Annotated in this window: 15 protein-coding genes; 10 read left to right on the top strand and 5 right to left on the bottom strand. The window is 49.5% G+C overall.

The genetic code is table 11. The features are described from left to right. Nucleotides 1-407: 407 nt before the first annotated feature. The 3 genes from C2M36_RS08010 to C2M36_RS08000 all read left to right on the top strand — a co-directional run bounded on the left by C2M36_RS08010 (nucleotide 408) and on the right by C2M36_RS08000 (nucleotide 3,146). Nucleotides 408-1,697 (top strand): sensor histidine kinase, encoded by a 1,290-nt coding sequence (locus C2M36_RS08010; protein WP_234399121.1) that lies wholly within the window; start codon nucleotides 408-410, stop codon nucleotides 1,695-1,697. A gap of 372 nt (nucleotides 1,698-2,069) precedes the next feature. Next, nucleotides 2,070-2,546, top strand: coding sequence for a cytoplasmic protein (locus C2M36_RS08005; RefSeq protein WP_105254458.1), 477 nt, complete (start codon nucleotides 2,070-2,072; stop codon nucleotides 2,544-2,546). Between the two features lie 165 nt (nucleotides 2,547-2,711). Next, nucleotides 2,712-3,146: a GNAT family N-acetyltransferase gene (locus C2M36_RS08000; protein ID WP_105254457.1), complete on the top strand. Its 435-nt coding sequence runs from the start codon at nucleotides 2,712-2,714 to the stop codon at nucleotides 3,144-3,146. 55 nt (nucleotides 3,147-3,201) lie between these two features. Here C2M36_RS08000 and C2M36_RS07995 read toward each other — a convergent pair whose 3' ends face one another. Both C2M36_RS07995 and C2M36_RS07990 read right to left on the bottom strand, forming a co-directional pair. Next, nucleotides 3,202-5,667, bottom strand: coding sequence for a S9 family peptidase (locus tag C2M36_RS07995; RefSeq protein WP_105254456.1), 2,466 nt, complete (start codon nucleotides 5,665-5,667; stop codon nucleotides 3,202-3,204). 131 nt (nucleotides 5,668-5,798) lie between these two features. Then, a complete protein-coding gene (locus tag C2M36_RS07990; protein WP_105254455.1) occupies nucleotides 5,799-6,491 on the bottom strand; it encodes an SDR family oxidoreductase in 693 nt (230 codons plus the stop codon). An 80-nt stretch (nucleotides 6,492-6,571) separates the two neighbouring features. On the opposite strand from C2M36_RS07990, the gene C2M36_RS07985 reads away from it, so the two are divergent. The 3 genes from C2M36_RS07985 to C2M36_RS07975 are packed head-to-tail and all read left to right on the top strand — an operon-like array spanning nucleotide 6,572 to nucleotide 10,146. Then, nucleotides 6,572-7,612, top strand: coding sequence for a LacI family DNA-binding transcriptional regulator (locus C2M36_RS07985; protein ID WP_105254454.1), 1,041 nt, complete (start codon nucleotides 6,572-6,574; stop codon nucleotides 7,610-7,612). Beyond that, nucleotides 7,609-8,838 carry a glycosyltransferase gene (locus C2M36_RS07980; protein WP_105254453.1) on the top strand — a complete coding sequence of 410 codons (1,230 nt, stop codon included), beginning with the start codon at nucleotides 7,609-7,611 and terminating at the stop codon, nucleotides 8,836-8,838. Before C2M36_RS07985 ends, C2M36_RS07980 begins: the two co-directional genes overlap by 4 nt. 60 nt (nucleotides 8,839-8,898) lie before the next feature. Then, complete coding sequence (locus tag C2M36_RS07975; protein WP_105254452.1) at nucleotides 8,899-10,146, top strand: threonine/serine exporter family protein; 1,248 nt, start codon at nucleotides 8,899-8,901, stop codon at nucleotides 10,144-10,146. 220 nt (nucleotides 10,147-10,366) lie between these two features. Here the strand turns inward: C2M36_RS07975 and C2M36_RS07970 are convergent, their stop codons facing one another. After that, on the bottom strand, nucleotides 10,367-10,978 hold the full coding sequence (locus C2M36_RS07970) for an MlaC/ttg2D family ABC transporter substrate-binding protein (RefSeq protein WP_234399120.1): 612 nt from the start codon (nucleotides 10,976-10,978) through the stop codon (nucleotides 10,367-10,369). A gap of 233 nt (nucleotides 10,979-11,211) precedes the next feature. Here C2M36_RS07970 and C2M36_RS07965 point away from each other — a divergent pair, with 233 nt between their 5' ends. Then, entirely contained in the window at nucleotides 11,212-11,751 is a 540-nt protein-coding gene (locus tag C2M36_RS07965; RefSeq protein WP_105254451.1) for an acyloxyacyl hydrolase, read from the top strand. A gap of 50 nt (nucleotides 11,752-11,801) precedes the next feature. Here C2M36_RS07965 and C2M36_RS07960 read toward each other — a convergent pair whose 3' ends face one another. Next, on the bottom strand, nucleotides 11,802-12,746 hold the full coding sequence (locus C2M36_RS07960; RefSeq protein WP_234399119.1) for a zinc-binding dehydrogenase: 945 nt from the start codon (nucleotides 12,744-12,746) through the stop codon (nucleotides 11,802-11,804). A 445-nt stretch (nucleotides 12,747-13,191) separates the two neighbouring features. Here C2M36_RS07960 and C2M36_RS07955 point away from each other — a divergent pair, with 445 nt between their 5' ends. From C2M36_RS07955 to C2M36_RS07945, 3 genes are all read left to right on the top strand, one after another. Next, a complete protein-coding gene (locus tag C2M36_RS07955; protein WP_105254449.1) occupies nucleotides 13,192-14,139 on the top strand; it encodes a LysR family transcriptional regulator in 948 nt (315 codons plus the stop codon). Between the two features lie 187 nt (nucleotides 14,140-14,326). Then, entirely contained in the window at nucleotides 14,327-15,721 is a 1,395-nt protein-coding gene (locus tag C2M36_RS07950; RefSeq protein WP_105254448.1) for a hypothetical protein, read from the top strand. 197 nt (nucleotides 15,722-15,918) lie between these two features. Further along, nucleotides 15,919-17,982 (top strand): S9 family peptidase, encoded by a 2,064-nt coding sequence (locus C2M36_RS07945; RefSeq protein ID WP_105254447.1) that lies wholly within the window; start codon nucleotides 15,919-15,921, stop codon nucleotides 17,980-17,982. 284 nt (nucleotides 17,983-18,266) lie between these two features. Here the strand turns inward: C2M36_RS07945 and C2M36_RS07940 are convergent, their stop codons facing one another. Beyond that, nucleotides 18,267-21,056: a TonB-dependent receptor domain-containing protein gene (locus C2M36_RS07940; protein ID WP_234399118.1), complete on the bottom strand. Its 2,790-nt coding sequence runs from the start codon at nucleotides 21,054-21,056 to the stop codon at nucleotides 18,267-18,269. Nucleotides 21,057-21,061 lie beyond the last annotated feature (5 nt).

Raw genomic sequence — 21,061 nt, 5'->3', positions numbered from 1 at the left:
CAAACAAGGCTAAAAAAACTTCACCTATACTAAGAACCATAGGTTGAGCTTTTTCTATGCGAGCTGAATTGATCCATGAATGAAAAGCAATATCATAAGTTTCTTAGCTTCAAATACTTCGAATATATTATCGGACTGTGTTTAACCTTATTTATAGCCGCATTAGTGTTTGTGGTTCTAGCCTTTGTCAGTAAGAGTGAGCAACAAAAAGGCTTGGAGCAAAACTTTAACCTAGTACGACTCTCTCAAGAACTGCGCTTGAGTTCAGATCAACTCACCATGATGGCAAGAGCCTATGCCGCTACATCGAATCCCAAGTTTAAAGAGTTTTTTGAACAAATTCTGAGTATTCGCTCCGGCGAGAGCCCAGGCCTAAACACCTCAATAGAGTTTACTGGGACATGCTTATGGTGGTCGATGGGTCACCCCCCTTCCCCAGTGGCGAACCTAAATCACTGCTCGACCTTCTCAAAGAAAATGGCGCGTCCGAGCAAGAGTTAACAGCCCTGACGCGTGCCTATGATCAAAGTGAATCTTTGGTGCTCTTAGAAAACCAAGCCTTTGATTTAGTGCGCCAAGGTGAAAATCAAGAAGCGTTAGCAATCTTATATAGCGAAGCCTACCTGCAAAGTAAGGTACGCATAATGAGCCACATCAACGAATTTTTATCTATTCGAGAACAAAAGTTGGGCGAGTTTATCGCTTACTCTACGATGAAGCTCAACGTCTATTATTTCGCTGCGGTGGTTTGCTTTTTATCCCTACTTTGCGTCCTCATTTTCTTCTACAACGCCCGTTCACGCATACGCAAAAACATTATTTCTTTTTTGAATTCTGAAGTAAAAAGCCAAACCAACGAGCTCGTATCAAAAAATAACGCGCTCTGTGCCGCAGTATCCGATCTTGAGCGGGTACAAGCCAGGTTGGTTAACGCCGAGAAGTCGGCAACCTTGATGCGCCTTATTCCAGGGCTAGCGCATGAGATAAACACGCCAGTTGGCATTGCCGTGACCGCATCAAGTAGTCAGCTTCTTGCCCTTGAAGAGGTCAAAGCCTGTGTTAACGAGAATAAATTAGCCAAAAAATCCTTACTTGAATCAATTGAAAGCATAGAAAATTGTGCGAATTTAGTCGGTAACAGCGCCAGTCGCATCAGCAATATAATGACCAAGCTAAAAGTGATTACTCAGTATGGATTTGACGAAAAAGCACAAATGCTCGTGCTTGCAGATGAAATACGCGACTGTGTTGAAGACGCGGATAACAAAGGGATGGATGTAGAGTTAGACATCGAAGTCGATGAACACATTCAAATTGAAGCACCTCGATTTTTACTGCACCTGCCTCTGGCTATATTGATAGAAAATTCTTTCAATCATGCCTTTGAGCATCCATCCACCCAATATAAATTACACATTCAAGCCAGTTTAACTAATCAAGAGCTAACCATAAGGGTTTGCGACAACGGCTGCGGTATTCCTGATGCTATAAAAGGCAACCTGTTCGATACCCTTGTTGTCGGTAACCGCGATGCAACGGTTACGGAACTGGGCTTGTGTTTAGCACATGAAATTATTAGTCAATATTTTTGCGGAACGCTGGAATATGAGTCGCACAGTGAAGGAGGCGTATGCTTTGCGATCACCATGCCACTTGATGGCTTCAGGCAATCTACAGCCAAGGAGAATGGCGCATAACAACACCTCGAAAAAACAAAATGAGCATATCTGATACTCCTTGCTATTAATGCATTTGTTGTTATGTTCGACGTGCCTTTATTACGGGCAAGATTCTTTAGACGCTCTACTGACCATTTTTCCTTAAAGATACGAAGAGCCAGGCTTAAAGTAGATGAAAAATTCTGAAATTATTAATCAGCAGGTAGCTATTTCACTATTGAAATGCAAGAAAATATCTTTGTTTTATATGTAGTTAAGGGGTACAGTACAGCTAACAAAGCGGTTGAATAATCGGATACATAACTGTTAACTCGTTGTCGCTTACGCCAGTTTTAGCCAGCTATTACTGCAGCTTCGCATGGCGTATATCCTAAATAAAAGTATGGCATTATGGATATAGTATTTACCAAAGGTGATAAAAAATACGGTCACTTAAAGTGTATTAGAAAAGATGGCTCATCTACAGAAACTAAAATGCCTGAGCAAGGCGTTGCACCTCACGATATGATCCATTTTGTAGTAGAAAAGCATTTTGCCGTAAAAGGTGCTTTTTATGGGCAATTGAAAGCAGGCGCAAGCATCAGCTTTCAATTAGAACATAATGAGCTTTCTAAAGAAGTTGCAGATAAAATAGACGTCTGGCAAACAGAATCTATGGTTGAATCATTACAGTCACTGCTATGGACTGGAAGTGAGCCCGATTATAATGGCTTTATGTACATGACTGAGCAAGCCTGTGTTAGTCGCAATATACCCACCCCAAGCATCACTCAACTGCAATTTGAAAATGTGGTAGAAGAACTTCTTAGCCTAAACCAGCAATGGAAACAGCTTTCTAAAGGTCAGCATCTATCGGTTCATTTCTAGGGTTAATTGTGGGGTTAACCTCGAACGCTTAATTATAGGTGTTATTCTCATTATGTCGTTTTCTGCATGGGTGTATTTGACTGGCTACCTCACTTTGACCGGAACATTACCAATAAAAAGTGAACAACAGCAAAGCGATAGCGAGTAACAGGAGAGGATTGTTGAATGAAAGGATATCGAATCAGTACCAAACATGAAGACCTGGATTTCGAGGTAATCTATCAATTCATTTCTCAAAGTTATTGGGCCATGGGTATTCCAAGAGCAACCTTGCGCAAGGCAATTGATAATTCCTTGTGCTTTGGTGTGTTTGAAAATGGCGGCATACAAGTGGGCTTCGCCCGTTTAATCACGGACAGAGCGACATTTGCTTACCTGGCCGATGTATTTGTTGTCGAAGCGCATCGCGGCAAGGGGCTGAGCAAATGGCTTGTAGAGTCGATTGTTTCTCACCCGGATCTACAGGGGTTAAGGCGTATGGTGTTGGCCACAAGAGATGCCCATGGTTTATATGCTCAATATGGTTTCAAAAGGATAGAGAACCCGGAAATACTAATGCAGATTTGGCAACCCGATATCTACAGCGAGCAAAAGGCTTAGCCTCCCCCATAAAAAACCCACGCTTAGGCGTGGGTTTTACTTTTTAAAACGCAATTTACTCGGCGTTAGCGTTAGTGTCGCTGAGCAGGTACTTATCCAGCCACTGCTCTTGCTCCCATAAAACATGCAGCAAGCTCTTGCGGGCACGGTAGCCGTGTGCTTCGTAGGGTAGCATCACCAGGCGGGCGTCTTTACCCAGACCTTTCATTGCCGCATACATGCGTTCACTTTGCATCGGGAAGGTGCCGCTGTTAGGGTCTTCCTTGCCGTGGATCATCAGCATGGGTTCGTTAATCTTTTCCGCATGGAAAAACGGTGACATATTGGCGTACACCGCCTGACCTTCCCAGAAGTTACGCTCTTCACCCTGGAAACCAAATGGCGTCAAGGTGCGGTTGTAGGCGCCGCTGCGGGCAATACCGGCTTTAAACAGGTCGCTGTGTGCCAGCAGATTGGCCACCATAAAGGCACCGTAGGAATGACCGGCAATGGCTATCTTATCTTTATCCGCCACGCCTTTTTCAACCAGCACATCCACCGCCGCCTGAGCACTGGCTACCAGCTGCTTGCGGAAGGTGTCGTTCGGCTCCTTGCCATCTACCCCAACTATGGGCATTTTCGGGTCGTCGAACACGGCAATGCCCTTGGCCAAATAAGGCATGGGGCCCCAATAACCTATATAGGTAAATTCATAAGGCGATTCACGCACTTGCGAGGCCACATTTTTGTCCTTGTACTCCAGTGGATAGGCCCACATCAGCACGGGGATTGGGCCTTGTGACGGCTCATAACCGGCTGGCAAATACAGGGTACCGGACAACTCAACACCATCGTCACGTTTATAGCGTAACTGCTCTTTTTGAATGCCCTTAAAGGCCGGATAAGGATGAGGGAACTGAGTCAGTTGCGTCAGGGAATCGTCATCCAAATCGCGCACGAACAAATTGGGTTGTTCGGTTTTAGACTCACGCACGGTAATAAAGCGCTCACCCTCTTCGTCTAGCAAGTCAACAACGCGCTCATAGTAAGGCGCCTCGCTGCGCCACAGGCGCTCGGTGCTGTTGGTTTTAACATCGTAACGGTCTAAAAACGGGATATTACCCTGCTCCGAGGCACCATCGCCGCGCAGGTAAATATAGCGGTCACCCACGACCTGCATTACGCGCGCCCCCAAATCATTGTGGGTGTAAATGGGGTCGCCCGGATCTTTATAGGCATCGTTATAACTGCGCTCGGAGAAGAGCACAGGTGAAGCACTGGCATCGTTAGGCGCGATAATCCAGCTGCGCACCTGACGGTCGCTAAAGCGCCACTCGGAAAGCATCGCCAGATTCTCATTGCCCCAGGTCACCCCGGCAAAACGACGCTCTGTTTTTGCAAATAACTTAGGCTTACGTTTAAACGGCGCGCTCAGGGTGTAAATATGGTCGTGATGCGGCACATCTTTTTTCATATCGCCGCCATCTTGGGCTTCGGCCCAGATCAGCGTTGCACCTTTATCGCTGCGCCACTCAAAGTCGCGAGGGCCGGTGCGCACACTATCAAAACCCTGGGGAATGTTGTCGGCCAACGGCTGTTTAACCAGCTCTGTTAGCTCGTAGCCACTCATTCCCCACACAGACCAGGTAGTGGCAAAACGGAAATACGGCACCTGATAAGAGAAGGGCTGATCCAAGGTCGCCACAAGAATATTGTTGCTATCGGGTGAGATACTGAAATTACTAAATAGCTTGGCCTTACCTATGGCTTTGGCCTGGCCATCCAAACCCACACGCATCAACTGACCCTGACCATAGAAGGAAAACAGCGCTTCGTCGTAGGGACTGGTCAATAGATTCTGATAGGTACGGGCCGGCGCCTTTTCACCCGTGGTTTGTTGGATCACAGGCACAACCGTGCTGGCATCGTCTTGTGGCTGGGCCTTACCCAGGTTCACCGCATGGTTAATGATTAACCCACTGGCATCGGGCATCCATTGATACGGGGTGGCGGTAACCACTGAGTTAAGTGCATGCTCGGTCAACTGTTTCAGGGTACGCGTACTTATGTCGTACACCCACAAGGTGGCCGATGCTGGCGTTTCATAGACAAAGCTCAGATAGCGGCTGTCGCTGGACCACTGTGGCGAGCGCATAATGCCCTCATCCAAACCGCTTACGTCCAGGCTAATATCACCCTCGAGGGATTTAAACGTCAGCGCCGTGTACTTGTTGCGCACTCGCGAGCGAGAAAAATTATCTGGATTGAGCTTAATACCGGCCAGTTTCAGCTCTGGCTTGGCCAGCTCCTGTAAGCTCTCAACGCGGCGGCGTTCAAGTAATGCCAGCCATTGGCCGTCCGGTGATAACATGGAATGCGGTGCCAACTTGGCATCGACGACCTGCGCCAGCTCTTTCGATGGCACTTGATAGCCACCGTCATTTTGTGCCCCGGCCGGCGCCTCTTGCTGAGCAAGCGCAGTTGACGCACATCCCAGGCCCAATGCCCCAAGGAGCACTGAGGCGATGAGGTGTTGTTTCATAGAAAACCCTTTTGTTGTGATTATTATCCTCCAGAGCCTATTTATCCAAATAAACAGGCTCTTGGGTACAGTCTACCTCGGTATAAAAACCAAGCAACTAAATAGGGTTAACTTGTTAGTTTTGTTCACAATTACCAGGGAATGCGTTCACCCAAATAGGTGTAGAAGCCGCCGCTTTGCTCAGGGCTGAGCGCATCGATTACCTGTTTCAGCCCCTTGGCCGAGGTGGCCGCATCGATCAGCGCGTTAGGACCCCCCATCTCGGTTTTCACCCACCCCGGGTGCAAGGAGACGGTTTTGATCCCCCGGCTTAGCAGATCATTGCTCAAACTTTTCACTACCGAATTGAGTGCAGCCTTGGAGCTACGATAGATATATCCGCCGCCCTTGGTGTTCTCCGTATGACTGCCGACCTTGGATGATAACGCGGCAAAAACCGGGGTCGAGGCTTTTAAGAGGTGTGGTAAAAAGGCCTGCGCCAACTTGGCTACTGCCAGCACATTAGTGCTCATAACCTGCTGCCACTGGGCAAAGTCGATGTCATCCAGGCCGTACCCCTTGGGACCATACATACCCGCATTACTGAGTAACACATCGATGGCCTGATCGTTAATCTGCTCGGCGAGTTTGTCTATTTGCTCAAAGTCGGTGATATCGAGTCGGTGCACGCTCAGCGCGTTATCTTGCTGGGCAAGCGCTTGCAATTGCATGGCTTCCTCGGGCTCTCGGCAACAGGCAAGCACCTGCCAGCCTTGCGCCAAGTAGAGTTTGGCAAGGGCTAAACCTATGCCGCGATTGGCACCGGTAATAAGGACGGTTTTCATGGGTTAACTCCTGTATTTGTACTGACGCTAAAGCGCGGAATCTGCTACCATGTAGAGCTTAATCAGCGCCTTATAATGCCATGAACAGCACACCACCTCATCCCAAAGTCACCATTATCCAAGTTGCCGAGCTCGCCGGGGTGTCTAAATCCACCGTTTCGCTGGTGCTAACGCAACCGGACAAGGTCAGCATTAAAACCAAGGAAAAGGTGCGCCAGGCGATGGCCGAATTGGGGTATGTATATAACCGGGATGCGGCAGCGCTGCGCTCAAAACGCTCGGGCCTGGTGGCAATTATGCTGCCAACCTTGGATAACCCAAAATTCACAGAGCTGGCAACGACACTGCAACAAGGCGTGCTGGAGCGCGGCTTTGTGCCCATGCTGCTTAGCAGTAATGATGAGCTCGACACCCAGCAACGGTTGATGGAACGTCTCAAGGAATCCAATGTGACCGCGGTGATTTTGTGTCCGGCCACGGGCACGGATGTTAATTGGCAAAACGCACTTAACAATAGCGGCATGGTGATCATTAATGTGCTCCGTGAAGTGCCCTTTAGCGAGGCCCCCTGTGTATTGGCCGATACTCAGCGCGGGGCGTTTTTGGCAACTCAGGCATTACTGGAGCAGGGCTGTCACGCTCTGGCCTTGGTGGGCGGCCCCTCTCTGAGCAATTATGCACATTTTAAAGAGGGGTTTGAGCAGGCGGTACATTTGCACCCAGGTACCCCGAGCAGCCAATACATCCCCTGTGATAATACCCGCCAGGCAGGTCAGCAGGCCTTGAATGACCCAGCACTGGCCCAGGTGATCGCCAAAGTGCGTACCGATGACCGGGCGGCGCCCGTGGGGCTTTTATGTGCCAGCGACCAACTCGCCTATGGCGTGCTCGATGCCCTGCCAAGTCATGGCCTGAGTGTCGGCAAGGAGCTTAAGATCGTGGGTTTTGGCGATCTGCCCGACTCCGCTGTTTTGCCTTGTCCGCTCAGCTCGGTGGCCTATCGCAGCGGCGATCTGGCCGAGCACAGCCTAAGCATTTTAACCGCGTTACTCAGTGATCAAAACGTGCCTCGCCGCACGCTTATCGATGTAACCCTTATTAAACGAGCGTCTTGTTTATGACCCAAGTATTAGTGATTGGCTATGTGTGGCCAGAGCCCAATTCGTCGGCGGCCGGCAGCCATATGATGTCGTTACTCAAACTGTTTCGAAATCAAGGTTGGCAGGTGGAATTCGCCTCACCGGCGCAGCGCACAGAACATATGGAAGACTTGGCACAATATGGGATCAGCAGCGCGGATATCGCCCTCAATTGCAGTAGTTTTGACGCCTACCTCAACGAATTAAACCCGGATATTGTGATGTTCGATCGCTTTATGATGGAAGAGCAATTCGGCTGGCGGGTCGATAAGTATGCACCGGATGCCATGAAAATCCTCGATACCGAAGACCTTCAGTGTTTGCGCGGTGCTCGCCATGAGGCCCATAAAGCGGGCAAGGAGTTTGAGACGAGCGACCTGCACACGGATTTGGCCAAGCGCGAAATCGCCGCTATTTTGCGCTGCGATCTCAGCTTGATCATCTCCACCTACGAAATGCAGCTGCTCAATGAGGTATTTAAGGTTGACCGCGCGCTGCTGCATCACCTGCCCTTTATGGTCGACTTAAGCGCCCTGCCCAAGCAAACACCGAGCTTCGCCGAGCGCCAACATTTTATGACTATTGGCAACTTCAGGCATGCACCCAACTGGGATGCGGTGCTGTATTTACAACAGATCTGGCCGCTTATTCGCAAACAGCTCCCCAAGGCGGAACTGCATATCTACGGCTCTTACCCGCCGCCTAAGGCTACCGCCTTGCATAATCCAAAAACCGGCTTTTTAATCAAGGGCTGGGCCGATGATGCATTGGCAGTGATGAGCGCGGCGCGGGTGTGTTTGGCACCATTGCGTTTTGGTGCCGGTATCAAGGGCAAACTACTGGAAGCCATGATCACCGCCACCCCTTCGGTCACTACCCGCATTGGCGCCGAGGGTATGCATTTAGACTTGCCGTGGAACGGAGCTGTGCACAACGACCCGCAGCAATTTGCCGATGCCGCGGTGCGCTTACATGAAAATGAAGCCGAATTCATTACCGCCCAGGGTCACGGCCAGCAAATACTCAACCAGATCTACGACAGCCATACCTTGTCCTCTAACTTGTTGGCACGCATCAAGGAGTTACAGCAAAACCTGATGCAGCACCGCCAGACAAACTTCACCGGGCAAATGCTAAAACACCACACCATGCGCAGTACCCAATACATGGCACAATGGATTGAAGCAAAAAATTCAATAAAATCTTGATAGAAATCAGTAGACAGGTAACCTTAGATCAATAAAATGCGCACGCTCTATGCGTTATGAATGACTACCGAGGACCGCTGCGTGGAAGACGCTCTCTTTAAAGAAAAACGTAAATTTATCGTTAAGCTCGGCAAGATGCTGCACAAATACGGTACCCCGGCCTATCGACTCGAGGCGCACCTGATGGAGGTTGCGACCTACCTGGAGCTGAAGTCTTCCTTTGTAATGTCACCGACCTCGGTGACCTTTGTGATCTGGACCGACGGTCATGAAAACGAGTATACCCATGTGGCTCGTGTTGATCCGGGTGAGCACGATCTGGGCTCATTAGCAAACACCGACGAAGTGGTGAACTCGTTGCTCAAAGGCGAATTAAGCATCACCGAGGCGGATAAGCGCCTAGATGAAATCGCCGTGATGCCGGCGCCTTACAATAAACTGATCACCGCCGTAGCCTTTGCTTCCTCTGGCGGCGCGTTCGCCATGTTGATGGGCACCAGCTGGAATGATGTATTTTATTCCGGCTTGCTCACCCTGGTGGTTTACTTGTTCGTGCTCTGGTCAAGCTACTCGCGCCGTGTAGCCCACATGCTCGAGCCCTTGGTTGCCGTGATATCAGCCATTTTGGCCTGTGCCATTAGTGTGTATCTGGACGCCCAGATCAACATTCGCCTAGTGGTGCTCTCCAGTATCATTGTCTTTATCCCCGGTCTGGCCTTGGCGCTCGGTCTTGCCGAATTAGCGGCGCGGCATCTGGTGTCCGGTACAGCGCGAGTGATGGACTCCTTTATGTTGCTCTTTAAGCTCTATTTTGGGGCTTTTATTGGGATTGGGATTGGCTTTGCATTGTTTGGACAAGCGGACTTTGTGGCCCCGGATCCCCTACCAAAGTGGACCGCCTGGCTTGCTATTTTACTGCTGTGTATTTCACTGGTGGTTATTTTTAGAACCAAAACAAAACATGCAATTTGGTCTATTGCCTCTGGCTTTATCGCCTATGGTGCCAGCATCGGCTCCGCCGCTTACCTGGATTACACCCTGGGGACCTTTGTCGGCGCCCTTGCGGTGGGGATTTTTAGTAACCTCTTTAACCGCATCGCCAACGCGCCAGCCTCCATCGTTGCCATGCAGGGCTTAATCGTACTGGTGCCGGGGTCAAAAACCTACATTGGACTTAACTCTTTAATTGAAGGGCAAGATTTTGTTTATGCCGACCATATCGGCCAACAAACCTTTTTGATCTTTATGTCACTTGTGGCTGGGCTTATTTTTGCAAACGTGGTGCTGCCACCGAAGAAAAGTCTCTAAGCAAAAAAAAAGGGTGAACTTATTGATAGGAAGCCACAGGGAAAAGGCTATAAGTTCACCCCAAAAAATGTTGTCACAACAATAACAACAACGTACTAGCAATCAGTACAAACGCGCTCCAGCAGAGAAAAAAAGGGGAACTCCTGGGGTAGCCCCAGGGAGAGCCTCATGGGTAAAAGACTACAAGTTTCCCCAAACACTGCAGGAACAGAACTCTGTATTAGCCCTTGGCTAACAATTCTTGATTAACCTGGTCGATGCCCACCTCGGTGATACGAGCGATAATTTCTTTCTGTTTGGCATCAAGTAGTGAAATACCCTCGGCTACCAGGTCATAGACGCGCCAGCTACCGGCCTTGTCTTGGCGCAGTTTAAAGACGATATCTATGGTCGGCTTGCCCGCTTCGACAATCTCGGTTTTCACCGTCGCATAGCCATTAGTTGGCGCCGCATTAGGTTTAATAAAGTGCACTTCCTGACCCGTATAGCTCATCAGGGCATTGGCATAGGTATTGGTCAGGTATGACTCGATGGCACCGATAAAGGTAAGCGCCTGTTGCTTATTGATCTCGCGGACATGCTTGCCAAGGAGCTTAAACGACACAAATTTGGTATCGATATGGGGTATCAACTGCGCCTTTACCAGGGTGCGTAATTGCGCTTTTTTCTGTTGTTCTTCGGCATCAATATTGCCGATATCAACAAAGAGTTGCTCGCCAACCTGCTTAAGCAGCGTGTAAGGCTCTTCGGCATTTGCAGCCTGGGCCTTGCTCGCCGACAACATCAGCATGGCGGTGGTAATAAACAGTATAAACAGCTTGGGTGCTCGCATTGGCCACTCTCCTCACTTCGAATTGGTGGCAATAGTAGCGGATTGGATTTTGAAATATAAGCAACAAATACGCACATTATTGATTCCGATTTTGCACATATAATTTTATTCTTATTATTCAAATAGTTAGTTTATTGTTGCCGTGTATGCACCAGCACTGTGCATTTTCGTGCATTGATCCCAGGCCCGACACAATAAATAGTACGCGCCCTTTTTGTTGTGAGGTTAAGCGTATGAAATCACTAATGTTAGCCACCTTGGCGGGCGCCCTAAGCCTGGCTCCTATGGCGGCCAGTCAGGCTCAGGAAGCACCACGGCACGGATACACCCTGCATTACATTCAGGGTGAAGGGGATGTACAAGGGATCAAGTTAGGCTATCAGTATTATCTCAGCGAATACCTGCCGGAGCGCTTCAATAACGTTGAGATGTTTCTCGAAAGCAGTGTGAATTTTTGGCGCTACGGCGACAATAACGACTATGATCACAACTTTGTTGTGGCACTCACCCCGGTGTTTCAATACCCGCTCACACAATACCGGGGCAATCCGCTGATGTTTGAATTTGGGATCGGCTTTTCGCTTTTGGATGACACTCAGTTTGCCGGTAAAGACGTAAGCACCCACTACCAGTTTGAAGACAGAATTGGCCTAGTATATAAACTGGATAATGCCGAGTTTGGACTGCGCTACCTGCATTATTCCAATGCCGGTTTTGAAAGCCCTAACCCGGGCCTGGACTTTATTTCCTTGTCCTACTCGCGCTCTTTCTAGTGACTCGGCCCACGCTGGTTCGCGCCGGCCTCTGGCTCAAGGGGAATGTCTCAGCCTTGAGCCGATTTAACTGTCACCACAGGACGCACATCGGCGCTGTGGTGATACAGTTCGCGCAGAGCCTCACTGACCAAATCGGCATCAAAGGCCAAGGTACGATGGGCTGGAGGCTGAATGTGACCGGCGCCCACATCCTGCAATAATTGTTGTCCCATAAAGCTCAATTTTTGCTGCGCACATAGGCTGTTTGCCAACCAGGCTCCGCCCAACGACACGGCGGCGATAACGGGTGCCCGGCTAAACAGCAACTCCTGCGGGATTTGTGCAAAACCATTGAGACAGGCAATACGGCCACCAAAGCGCAGATGCGCCAAATCGGCAACAAAAGTCTCACCACCGCAGCTGTTGAGTATGGTGTCAAAACCGTCGGGGCCGAGTTCGTGCTTGATATCCTGCACCAACTGCTCACCCTCGCTGGCAAACAACACCTCGGCGCCCAAGGCCTTAATTCGCTCATGCTCGCTTTGCGGAGCACTGACAAACACCTTGGCTCCGCGCTGGCGTGCGTATTGAATGGCAAAATGCGCCACCGCCCCGCAGCCGGAATTAATATAGATGCTCTCACCCGCCTGCAACTGAATTTTATCCAAGGCTGCCAGCGCCGTCATCCCGGCATTGGGCAAGGTGGCGGCCACAGCACTGGGGATGGACTCGGGCACTTCGGCAACCGCATAGTTAGCCACCTTGGTATAGCGCTTGAGCACCCCCTGCTCGGCCAAACTGGTGGTAAAGATCACCCGGGTACCGCGCTTAGGAAATACCCCTACCGGCGCCTCAACAACCGTGCCCACGGCATCGAGGCCAAGCACATGAGGATAGTGCCAACGACAAAAACCCTCGGCGCCAAGACGCGCATCGATATGATTGAGACCCACATATTCAACCTCCACCAGCACCTCATTGGCACCGATCTGCGGTACCGGCAGCTCCTGCATCTGTAACGCCAAAGAGGGAGAAGGCTCATTTATAACAAGCGCTTGCATAGTATTTGTGGGGCCGAGCATAACCTACTTCCTATTATTAAAAATTCATATCGCCGCCCAGCGACGCGTCTACTGTTCGCTACTGGCGTCAATTGCTGGGCTCATACTGAGCAAATAGACGCCAAGATTCAACCTTATACCAATTCACTTAAATAGCTAATCATTCTAGCGGGCTAAATATCATACTAACGGCGTTGGAATTTTTCTATGGAGAATACGACATAAGAAAAACTCCGCCTGTTATCACATCATTTATCCAGCGCAATCTTTAACCACATACTTAACAGAATTGGTATTACCATGTTAAATAACCACAGCGGCGCCAGATACACTGGTTTTATAAAAACATTAATGCCAGAATGGCATCAATTGATGCTGCCCCGCCGAGACCCTAGCTATGGATACCACCAGCCGACTCATTATGCTCCTTGAAGTAGTGGAACAGGGATCCTTTTCTAAAGCCGCCGCCATGCGCAACATAGATCGCTCGGTGATTTCTAAACAGATCAGTAAGTTAGAAGATGAACTGGGCGTACGCTTACTTAATCGCACCACCCGGTCGTTTTCATTGACCGCCGCCGGAGCGGAAATGGTGAAAAAAGCCCGAGACCTGCGCCTGCTGCTAACGGACACGGTGCAACTCGCGGAAAACTACCACCAGGAGCCTCGTGGCCTGCTGCGCATTGCCACCTCGCACACCCTGGGTCGGCGCTACATTCAGCCGGTGATCAACGACTTTCAAAAGCGCTTCCCTCAGGTCAACGTCGATATGCGCTTGGGTGATCGCCCCGTCGATATGATCTCCGAGGGCTATGACTTGGCCTTTCGCATCGGTGAGCCCCGCGACTCATCCTTGATCGCCCGAAAAGTGGCCCGCAACCGCATGCTCCTGCTGGCAAGCCCGGAGTTTATCGCCACCTATGGTAACCCTCAATCCATAGAAGAGCTCGGACAATTACCGGCGGCCACCTACGCCACCTCGCATACCCGTCTTGATACCATTAACTATATAAATGCCGAGGGCGAGGAGTGTGAGCAGGTGATCAACGCCGTGTATACCTCCAACGACGGTGAGGTGATCCTCGATAAGGTGATCTCCGGTACCGCTTTTTGTCTGGTACCGGCGTTTTTAATCGAAAATGAAATACGTGACGGCCTGCTGACACCGCTTCTGCACGACGTTAATCTACCCGACTATGGCGCCATGTATGCGCTCTACCCTCATCGCGATCTACCGGTGCGTACCCGCCTACTGCTGGATGCGGTCCGTCATTATATCGGCGATCCCGTGCCCCGTTGGGAGTTAAATATTCCCGAACTGGACTCCCTTTATAAATCCCAATAACCGCTGTCGTCTGGTTACAGACGGGCGGTACGTTTGGGTGCTACATATGTAACCCGCACAGTCAAAAATCGCACACTTTTTCACACTTGTGTAAACATCTGTTAAGTGGAGTAATACTATGTAAAACATGGGATTTTTTGTTTTTTTATCGGTCATACTGGGCACCTAGTTCACTATGGAATCAAGTATGAAACACAACAATAATAAAGGCCTTAAGCCAACCCTGGCAGCGCTAGCAGGCACCGCCCTAGTCACCCTCAGCGGTTGCGGCAGCAGCTCCGACGGCAACAGCGACTCGGGCAGTATTCAGCTATACAACGGCACCATAAATGGCCCAACCATGACCCTGAGCATCGCCGATGTTGCGCGCACCACGGCGGATCTGGGCGATGTCACATCAACACACAACTACACCGCCGACGATTACGACTACGCCATCCAATACAGCAATGATCAGGGCAACCTGGTCGATATTATCGGCGACACCTTGAGCATTGTTGACGACACCAAAACCTTATTAATGATGTATGGCAACATCGAAGATAAAAAGCTCATCAGCGTTGATTTGCCCTACCGTGAAGCCAGTGATATGTTCTCGTTGCAAATGCTCAATATCACCAGTGAAGGGCGCAATTTCGATCTGTATATGGCCGCGGAGGATGGCGTCTTCGATCAGGCTGAATTGGTGGGCTCGGCAATGTTTGAAACCCTTAGCGCGAGTACAGAGCACAGGGTCGACACCTATACCTTCTACCTGACCCAAGCTGGCGCAACCACGCCCATTTGGCAATCCGATGAAACCCGCATCAGCTCCGACGATGCCCTGGTAATGGCCATTCGCCCCAGCTATGACAATAACAGCGACTACCTGACGGTGGACATCATTACCAATGGCAATACCCCGTATAGCCTGAAAAACAAAGATGCCCAGGCTCAGGTGCAGTTTTACAACAGCATAGACGAGTATCCAAACGCCCAATTCAGCGCCAGTAAGGGGGACTTCCAGCTAAGCACGGCAAGCACCGCCGCCGATACCCTGTCACAGACGTTACAACTGGCACCGAACAGCTACTCTATTTCCATGCATGATGAGCAGGGCAATACCCTGGTAGATAATTACCTGTTAACCCTGGAGCAAGAGCAAAGCGCCTTAGGTATTTTCTACAAGGATGCCGAGCACGGGCCAAGACTGATGAGTGTGGCGCAAAACCTGGTGCCGAACAGCGTTAGCCATCAGCTCACCGTGGTAAACCTGGTCGACGAATACGCCGGTTTGCCGGTGCACAAGCTAGACATCTACTTTACCCTCGATGGTCAGCCCATTTCGCAAACCGAACACCATCTGGATAGCGTCAATAGTTATAGCGCCAAGTCATTGACCCTACTCGATAAAAACTATGGCTTTTATGCCATTTTAGAAGATAACGGCCAGGAAATAGTGCTGCACCAGGAAGGAAATGTGGATGTGACCGAGGACGGCAACTACATAGTGATTTTAGAGGCCGATGCCAACACTGCCTCCGGGTATAAGCTGACCACCTTGCATACGGTGGCCACCGAGAACGAAGAGCCGGCCCCATAAATTAGCAATCAGGGCCTAGGTTTAGGCCCTCGGAACAGTTCCCAACCCAAGTTGGCAGGCGCAGAGCAACAAGCGCCCGCCAACTGTCTCTGTAGTCCCGTTGTTTAACCCACCGATTCTGGCCTTAATCGCAAACACTGGCTTTCGCGGCGCGCTTTTGTAGAATAGCGACGACTGACAACAAGCGAAGGACAGACATGAAATTATTAAAATCGACGCTGGCCCTGGCAATGGCCGTGGGCGTCAGCGCTCCGGTATTTGCCAATGACACCATCACCGTTGAAGACATTCCAAAAATTAAAAGCGTTTTACAAACCGCAGTAAGCCCGGATGGCGAGCAGGTGGCCTTTACTCGCTCTCTCCCGCGTGAACTCTACAAGGACAAAAACGGTCTTAACTACAGCGAGTTGTACGTTATTGATGATGAAGGGGTAGAACGCCCCTATATTACCGGCAAGGTCAACATCAAGAGCATCAGCTGGTCTGCAGATGGCAAACACATTTATTTCTTGGCCAAGCTTGCAGAAGATAAATTCACCGCCCTATATCAGATCCCCGTTGATGGCGGTCAGGCGCAAAAAGTCATGGCCCTCAAAGGTCGCGCCATTGCCAGCTACGAGCTCAGCCCCAATGGCGAGCAGGTAGCCTTGCTGGCCATGCCGGCAAAAGACAAGTCTGAAAAAGAACTTAAAAAACTTGGCTTTATGGCCGAAGTGTATGAACTAGGTCTGGACAACAAACAACTGCACCTGGTTGACCTTGCGCAAGCCGACAAGCCACTCGACCCAGAGGCCATTGCCATTGCAGGCTATGTCAGCGACATGAATTACTCAGCCGATGGCAAAAAGCTGTTGGTTAAGACCCAGCCTACGGCGCTGATCGATGACAAATACATGAAGTCACAATGGCACCTGTTCGATGTCGCCACCAAGCAAGTGACCTTGTCATTTAAAACCGAAGGTAAGCTAGGTGCCGCCGAGCTTTCTCACGATGGCCGCTACGTGGCGATTCTTGGCGCCGACGACAAGCACGATCCGGCTACCGGTCGTTTATACCTTGCCGATACCGAAACCGGTGAGATCAATGAATGGCTGCCTGACTTTATGGGTCATATCAGCGATTTTGAATGGTCGAACAAGCGCAACACCTTAAACTTTGTGGCTCAGGTTAGCCCTGAAAGCTTTATCGGTCAGGTCAAAGTTGGCTCAAACAAATACAAGAAGCTGGTAAAAGAAGGCAAATTTATCGCCGGCTCTTTGAGCATTTCAGACTCGGACAAGACTCTGGCCCTGAGTGCCAACACCGCCAAACACCCGAACGAGGTGTATATGGTGCGCGGCTCAAAGGCGACGCGTTTAAGCGACTCAAACCCTTGGCTCAATGACAAACGCTTCGCCAAGCAAGAAGCGCTGACCTTTAAGGCCCGCGATGGCGTTGAAATCGGTGGTGTACTTGTTTACCCGCTTGACTATGAAGAAGGCAAAACCTACCCACTGATCATGGCGGTCCACGGCGGTCCAGAAAGCCATGACAAAAATGGGTGGGTAACAAGCTATTCAGATCCAGGGCAAATGGGTGCAGCCCGCGGCTACGCCGTGTTCTACCCTAACTACCGTGGTTCAACGGGTAAAGGGGTTGAGTACTCTAAGCTGGGTCAAAACGACTATGCCGGTAAAGAGTTCGACGACCTAGTCGACATGAAGCAATACCTTGTAGACATGGGCCTGGTTGACAGCAAGCGCGTGGGCATCACAGGTGGTTCTTACGGTGGTTATGCCTCGGCCTGGGGTGCAACCAAGCTGACCGAGCACTTTGCCGCCAGCGTGATGTTCGTAGGGGTGACCAACCAGCTTTCCAAGTTTGGTACCACGGATATTTCCAACGAAATGCACCTGGTTCACGCTCGCTCTTACCCTTGGGACAAGTGGCAATGGTACCTGGAACGCAGCCCAATCTACTGGGCGGGTCAATCGAAAACACCATTGCTTATTATGCATGGTAAAGACGACCCCCGTGTTCACCCGGCACAATCCATGGAGCTTTATCGCTACATGAAAGTGCAAGGCAAAGACGTACGCTTGGTATACTACCCGGGCGAAGGCCATGGTAACCGTAAGGTAGCGGCACAATACGATTACAGCCTGCGTTTAATGCGTTGGATGGACAACTACTTGATGGAAGGCAACAAAGACATGCCGGAATTCAAGATTGACCACGCCGCTAAACTCAAAGCCGTGAAAGACGCAGAAAAAGAAGACTAAGGCGTTGTTTTAAAATTTACTTTTATACATACAAGGGAGCGACTTTTGTCGCTCCTTTTTTTATTTCCTCAATAAACTCAGCCCATCGACGAACTTTTTACTGCCAGTGCACTTTTATTTCCTAAGAGCATGGCCGGTTTCATCGCTAAGCCATGACAACGCATTGTATTCTCTGTTGACTGGCGAGGATGGCGTGGGCGGGTCGGAGTGAAGACGTAAAAAAGCCCCACCTTGTTAAGGTAGGGCTTTGTAATTTTACCTCTAGTCTTTAACTAGCAGTCAAATTAGAACTTGTAGTTCAAACCTAAAGTTACCGTACGGCCATCTAGGTCGAAGAACTCACCGTCATCGTAGTAAGAAGGATGACGAGGTGGTGTACGGTCAAATACATTCAACAAACCACCACGTAGTTCAAGGCTTTCAAGAACTTGATAACGCGCTGTCAAATCCCACTCGATATATGAAGGGATGTTGTTGTAGTTGTTGTCTTCAGGAGTCCATTCACGGTCAACTACGGTAGCATGACGATAGTTTGCATTTACTGCAACGCTTAGATCATTCCAGCTATAGTTAGTTGTGAAACGCGCCTTCCAGCGTGGACGGTGAACTTCCCCTTGGAACTCACGCTCATCTTCAGGACGGCCGGTGGTATTTAGCTTACGCTCGGCAAGGTAAGTAGTTACCAAACGGAAATCGAACTCACCAAAGCCAGTCTCAAGGCCATAGTTAACTTCGATATCGGTACCCTTGATGCTGCTTGTCGCGGCGTTTACAGGCTTCTCATAGAAAGCTGTGATTTCTAGTGAATCTGGGTCACGCTCGATCAGACCACAGTATGGGTTATCCAGCGATTCAAACTCATAACAGTTTCTAACAATAGATGCAGCGCCAGTTGCTACGATCATTTTCTCTAGTTCGAATTCCCAGTAATCTACCGTGAAGCTTAGATCTTCAGCAAAGCTCGGCGTATAGATAAAACCAAGGGTAATGTCGTCCGCCGTTTCGTTCTCTAGATCTTGGTTACCTACTACCCAACCAGGGTGGTTAGTCGTCTTCCATAGGTCAGTAGGAGCCCAACCTTCTGGGATACCCGCTGCACGACAGTTACGCTCTACGTTATCGCGGAACTCACCGGCGTTATCGATTTGACCTTGCTCACACGGATCGTTGAATGACGCAAAGGTTTGGCCTTTTGGTGCAAATAGTTCATCAATGTTAGGCGCACGAACCGATTTAGAGCGGTTTGCACGGAAGCGTAGTTCATCGTTAAGCACATAGTTGAAGCTTACTTTCCAAGCATCATCTGTACCTGTAGAAGAATAATCCATGTAACGGTACGCTAGTTCGAAGAAGATCTCATCGGCAAATGCAGTATCTACTACCACTGGAATTGAGAATTCAGCAGCAACTTCAGTTACATCAAATTCACCACGAAGGGCATCTGATTGGTTGTTAAAGATAAGACCGTTACGCATTGACGGATCCGGCAAGGTAGATGCTTTTTCTTCACGGTATTCCGCTGAGAATGCAGCCGCTAAAGGACCTGCCGGTAATTCAAATAGATCACCCGTTACCGTTGCACCAATGACTGTTTGGTCGATTGTTGCACGACGCATCGCGTCTGTACCTACATATGCTAATGCTTCTTCAGAAGCTAAGCCCTTACCCCAAATATTCAGAGGCACACAACCATCGGCCTGAGCTTCGGCACTGCGACATACGATGTTACCATCGTCGTCCAAGGCAGCATCAATAGCGTTATAGAAACGTTCTTCGATTAGCTCACCAAACCAAGTCGTATCGGCTTGTACGTGACCCTTAGTGATATAAGCGTCATATGTCCAGTTATCAGTGATCATGCCTTCGAAGCTTAGCGCACCACGAATAAGTTCACGGTTCTGATCATACTTACGATGACCGAACAGATCCGCTAGGAAGTAAGCGCCGAAGGTGTCCATGCCACGGTCATCGAAGAACTGCTGCGTCTCATCGCTAAAGAATGGGTTATCCGTGCTGTTACCCGGTAGGTAGAAGAACGCTGGAGAACTCTCACCATATGCAGACGTGTTTGAATACGTCATTTCAAAAGACATTTTATGGTCTTCGTTAATGTCATAATTTACATTAGCTGACGCATTTAAACGCTCTAATGGAGTACGAACGTATTTGTGTTCTAAGAAGTTATAACCATCGCCATCGCCGATGTAATACTGGGTGTTACGGCTTCCCGGAGTCGAACTCGCAGGTAAAAACTCGCCAGTTTCAAATGGACGAATAGAGCCGTCATCGGCGAAAACGAAGTGGCCGTCTGGTGCAAAGAAGTCACCTGTTTTGCTGTATACGAACAGCGATGTTGAACCTTCTTTATCCCAAATAATACGACGTGGAATACCATCTTCGTTATCAACGTTATCTGGGTGGTCGATAGCAATTACACCATTACGAATAAAGTCACGCTGATCGGCGCGAAGCTGTTCGTTTTTAGTGTAAGTGATGTTAGCGATGAAACTGCTGCTTTCGCCTTCATCACCAAAAGTTAGTGAAGTGTAGTATGACTCACCGCCGTCCTGGGTAGGTTGAGAGGTTGAGGCATCGATCTCAACACCGTCAAACGATTTTTTAGTGATGATGTTAACAACACCGGCAATCGCATCAGAACCGTATACCGCAGAAGCACCACCTGTTGATACTTCGATACGCTCAATCATAGACGTTGCAATGTTGTTTAAGTCAACCGCTGCACTGCCTGGCGCACCCGCTACATAGCGGCGACCATTAACTAGTACCAGAGTACGGTCTGAACCCAAACCACGTAGGTCGGTGTTACTCAAGCCGTTGGCAAAGATAAAGTTGTTTGTAGTTTCTGGAGAAAGACCTACAGTCGCAGAAGGCATTTCTGAAAGCAGATCTGCAACGTTAGTAATACCCGCGTCAGTTAAGGTATCGCCGGTAATTACAGTTACTGGCGTCGGTGATAGCTCACCGATACGCTTAATTTTTGAGCCAGTTACCTGAATACGCTCTACCTGTTCTTCCGATGCATCTTCGGCTGCAAACGCTTGACCTGTTACCACAGATC

This window comes from Pseudoalteromonas sp. T1lg75, from assembly GCF_002964705.1.
In the GTDB taxonomy this organism is placed as follows: domain Bacteria; phylum Pseudomonadota; class Gammaproteobacteria; order Enterobacterales; family Alteromonadaceae; genus Pseudoalteromonas.
Note: the sequence above shows the minus strand (reverse complement) of the source record. Positions and strands in the feature narration are given on the sequence as shown.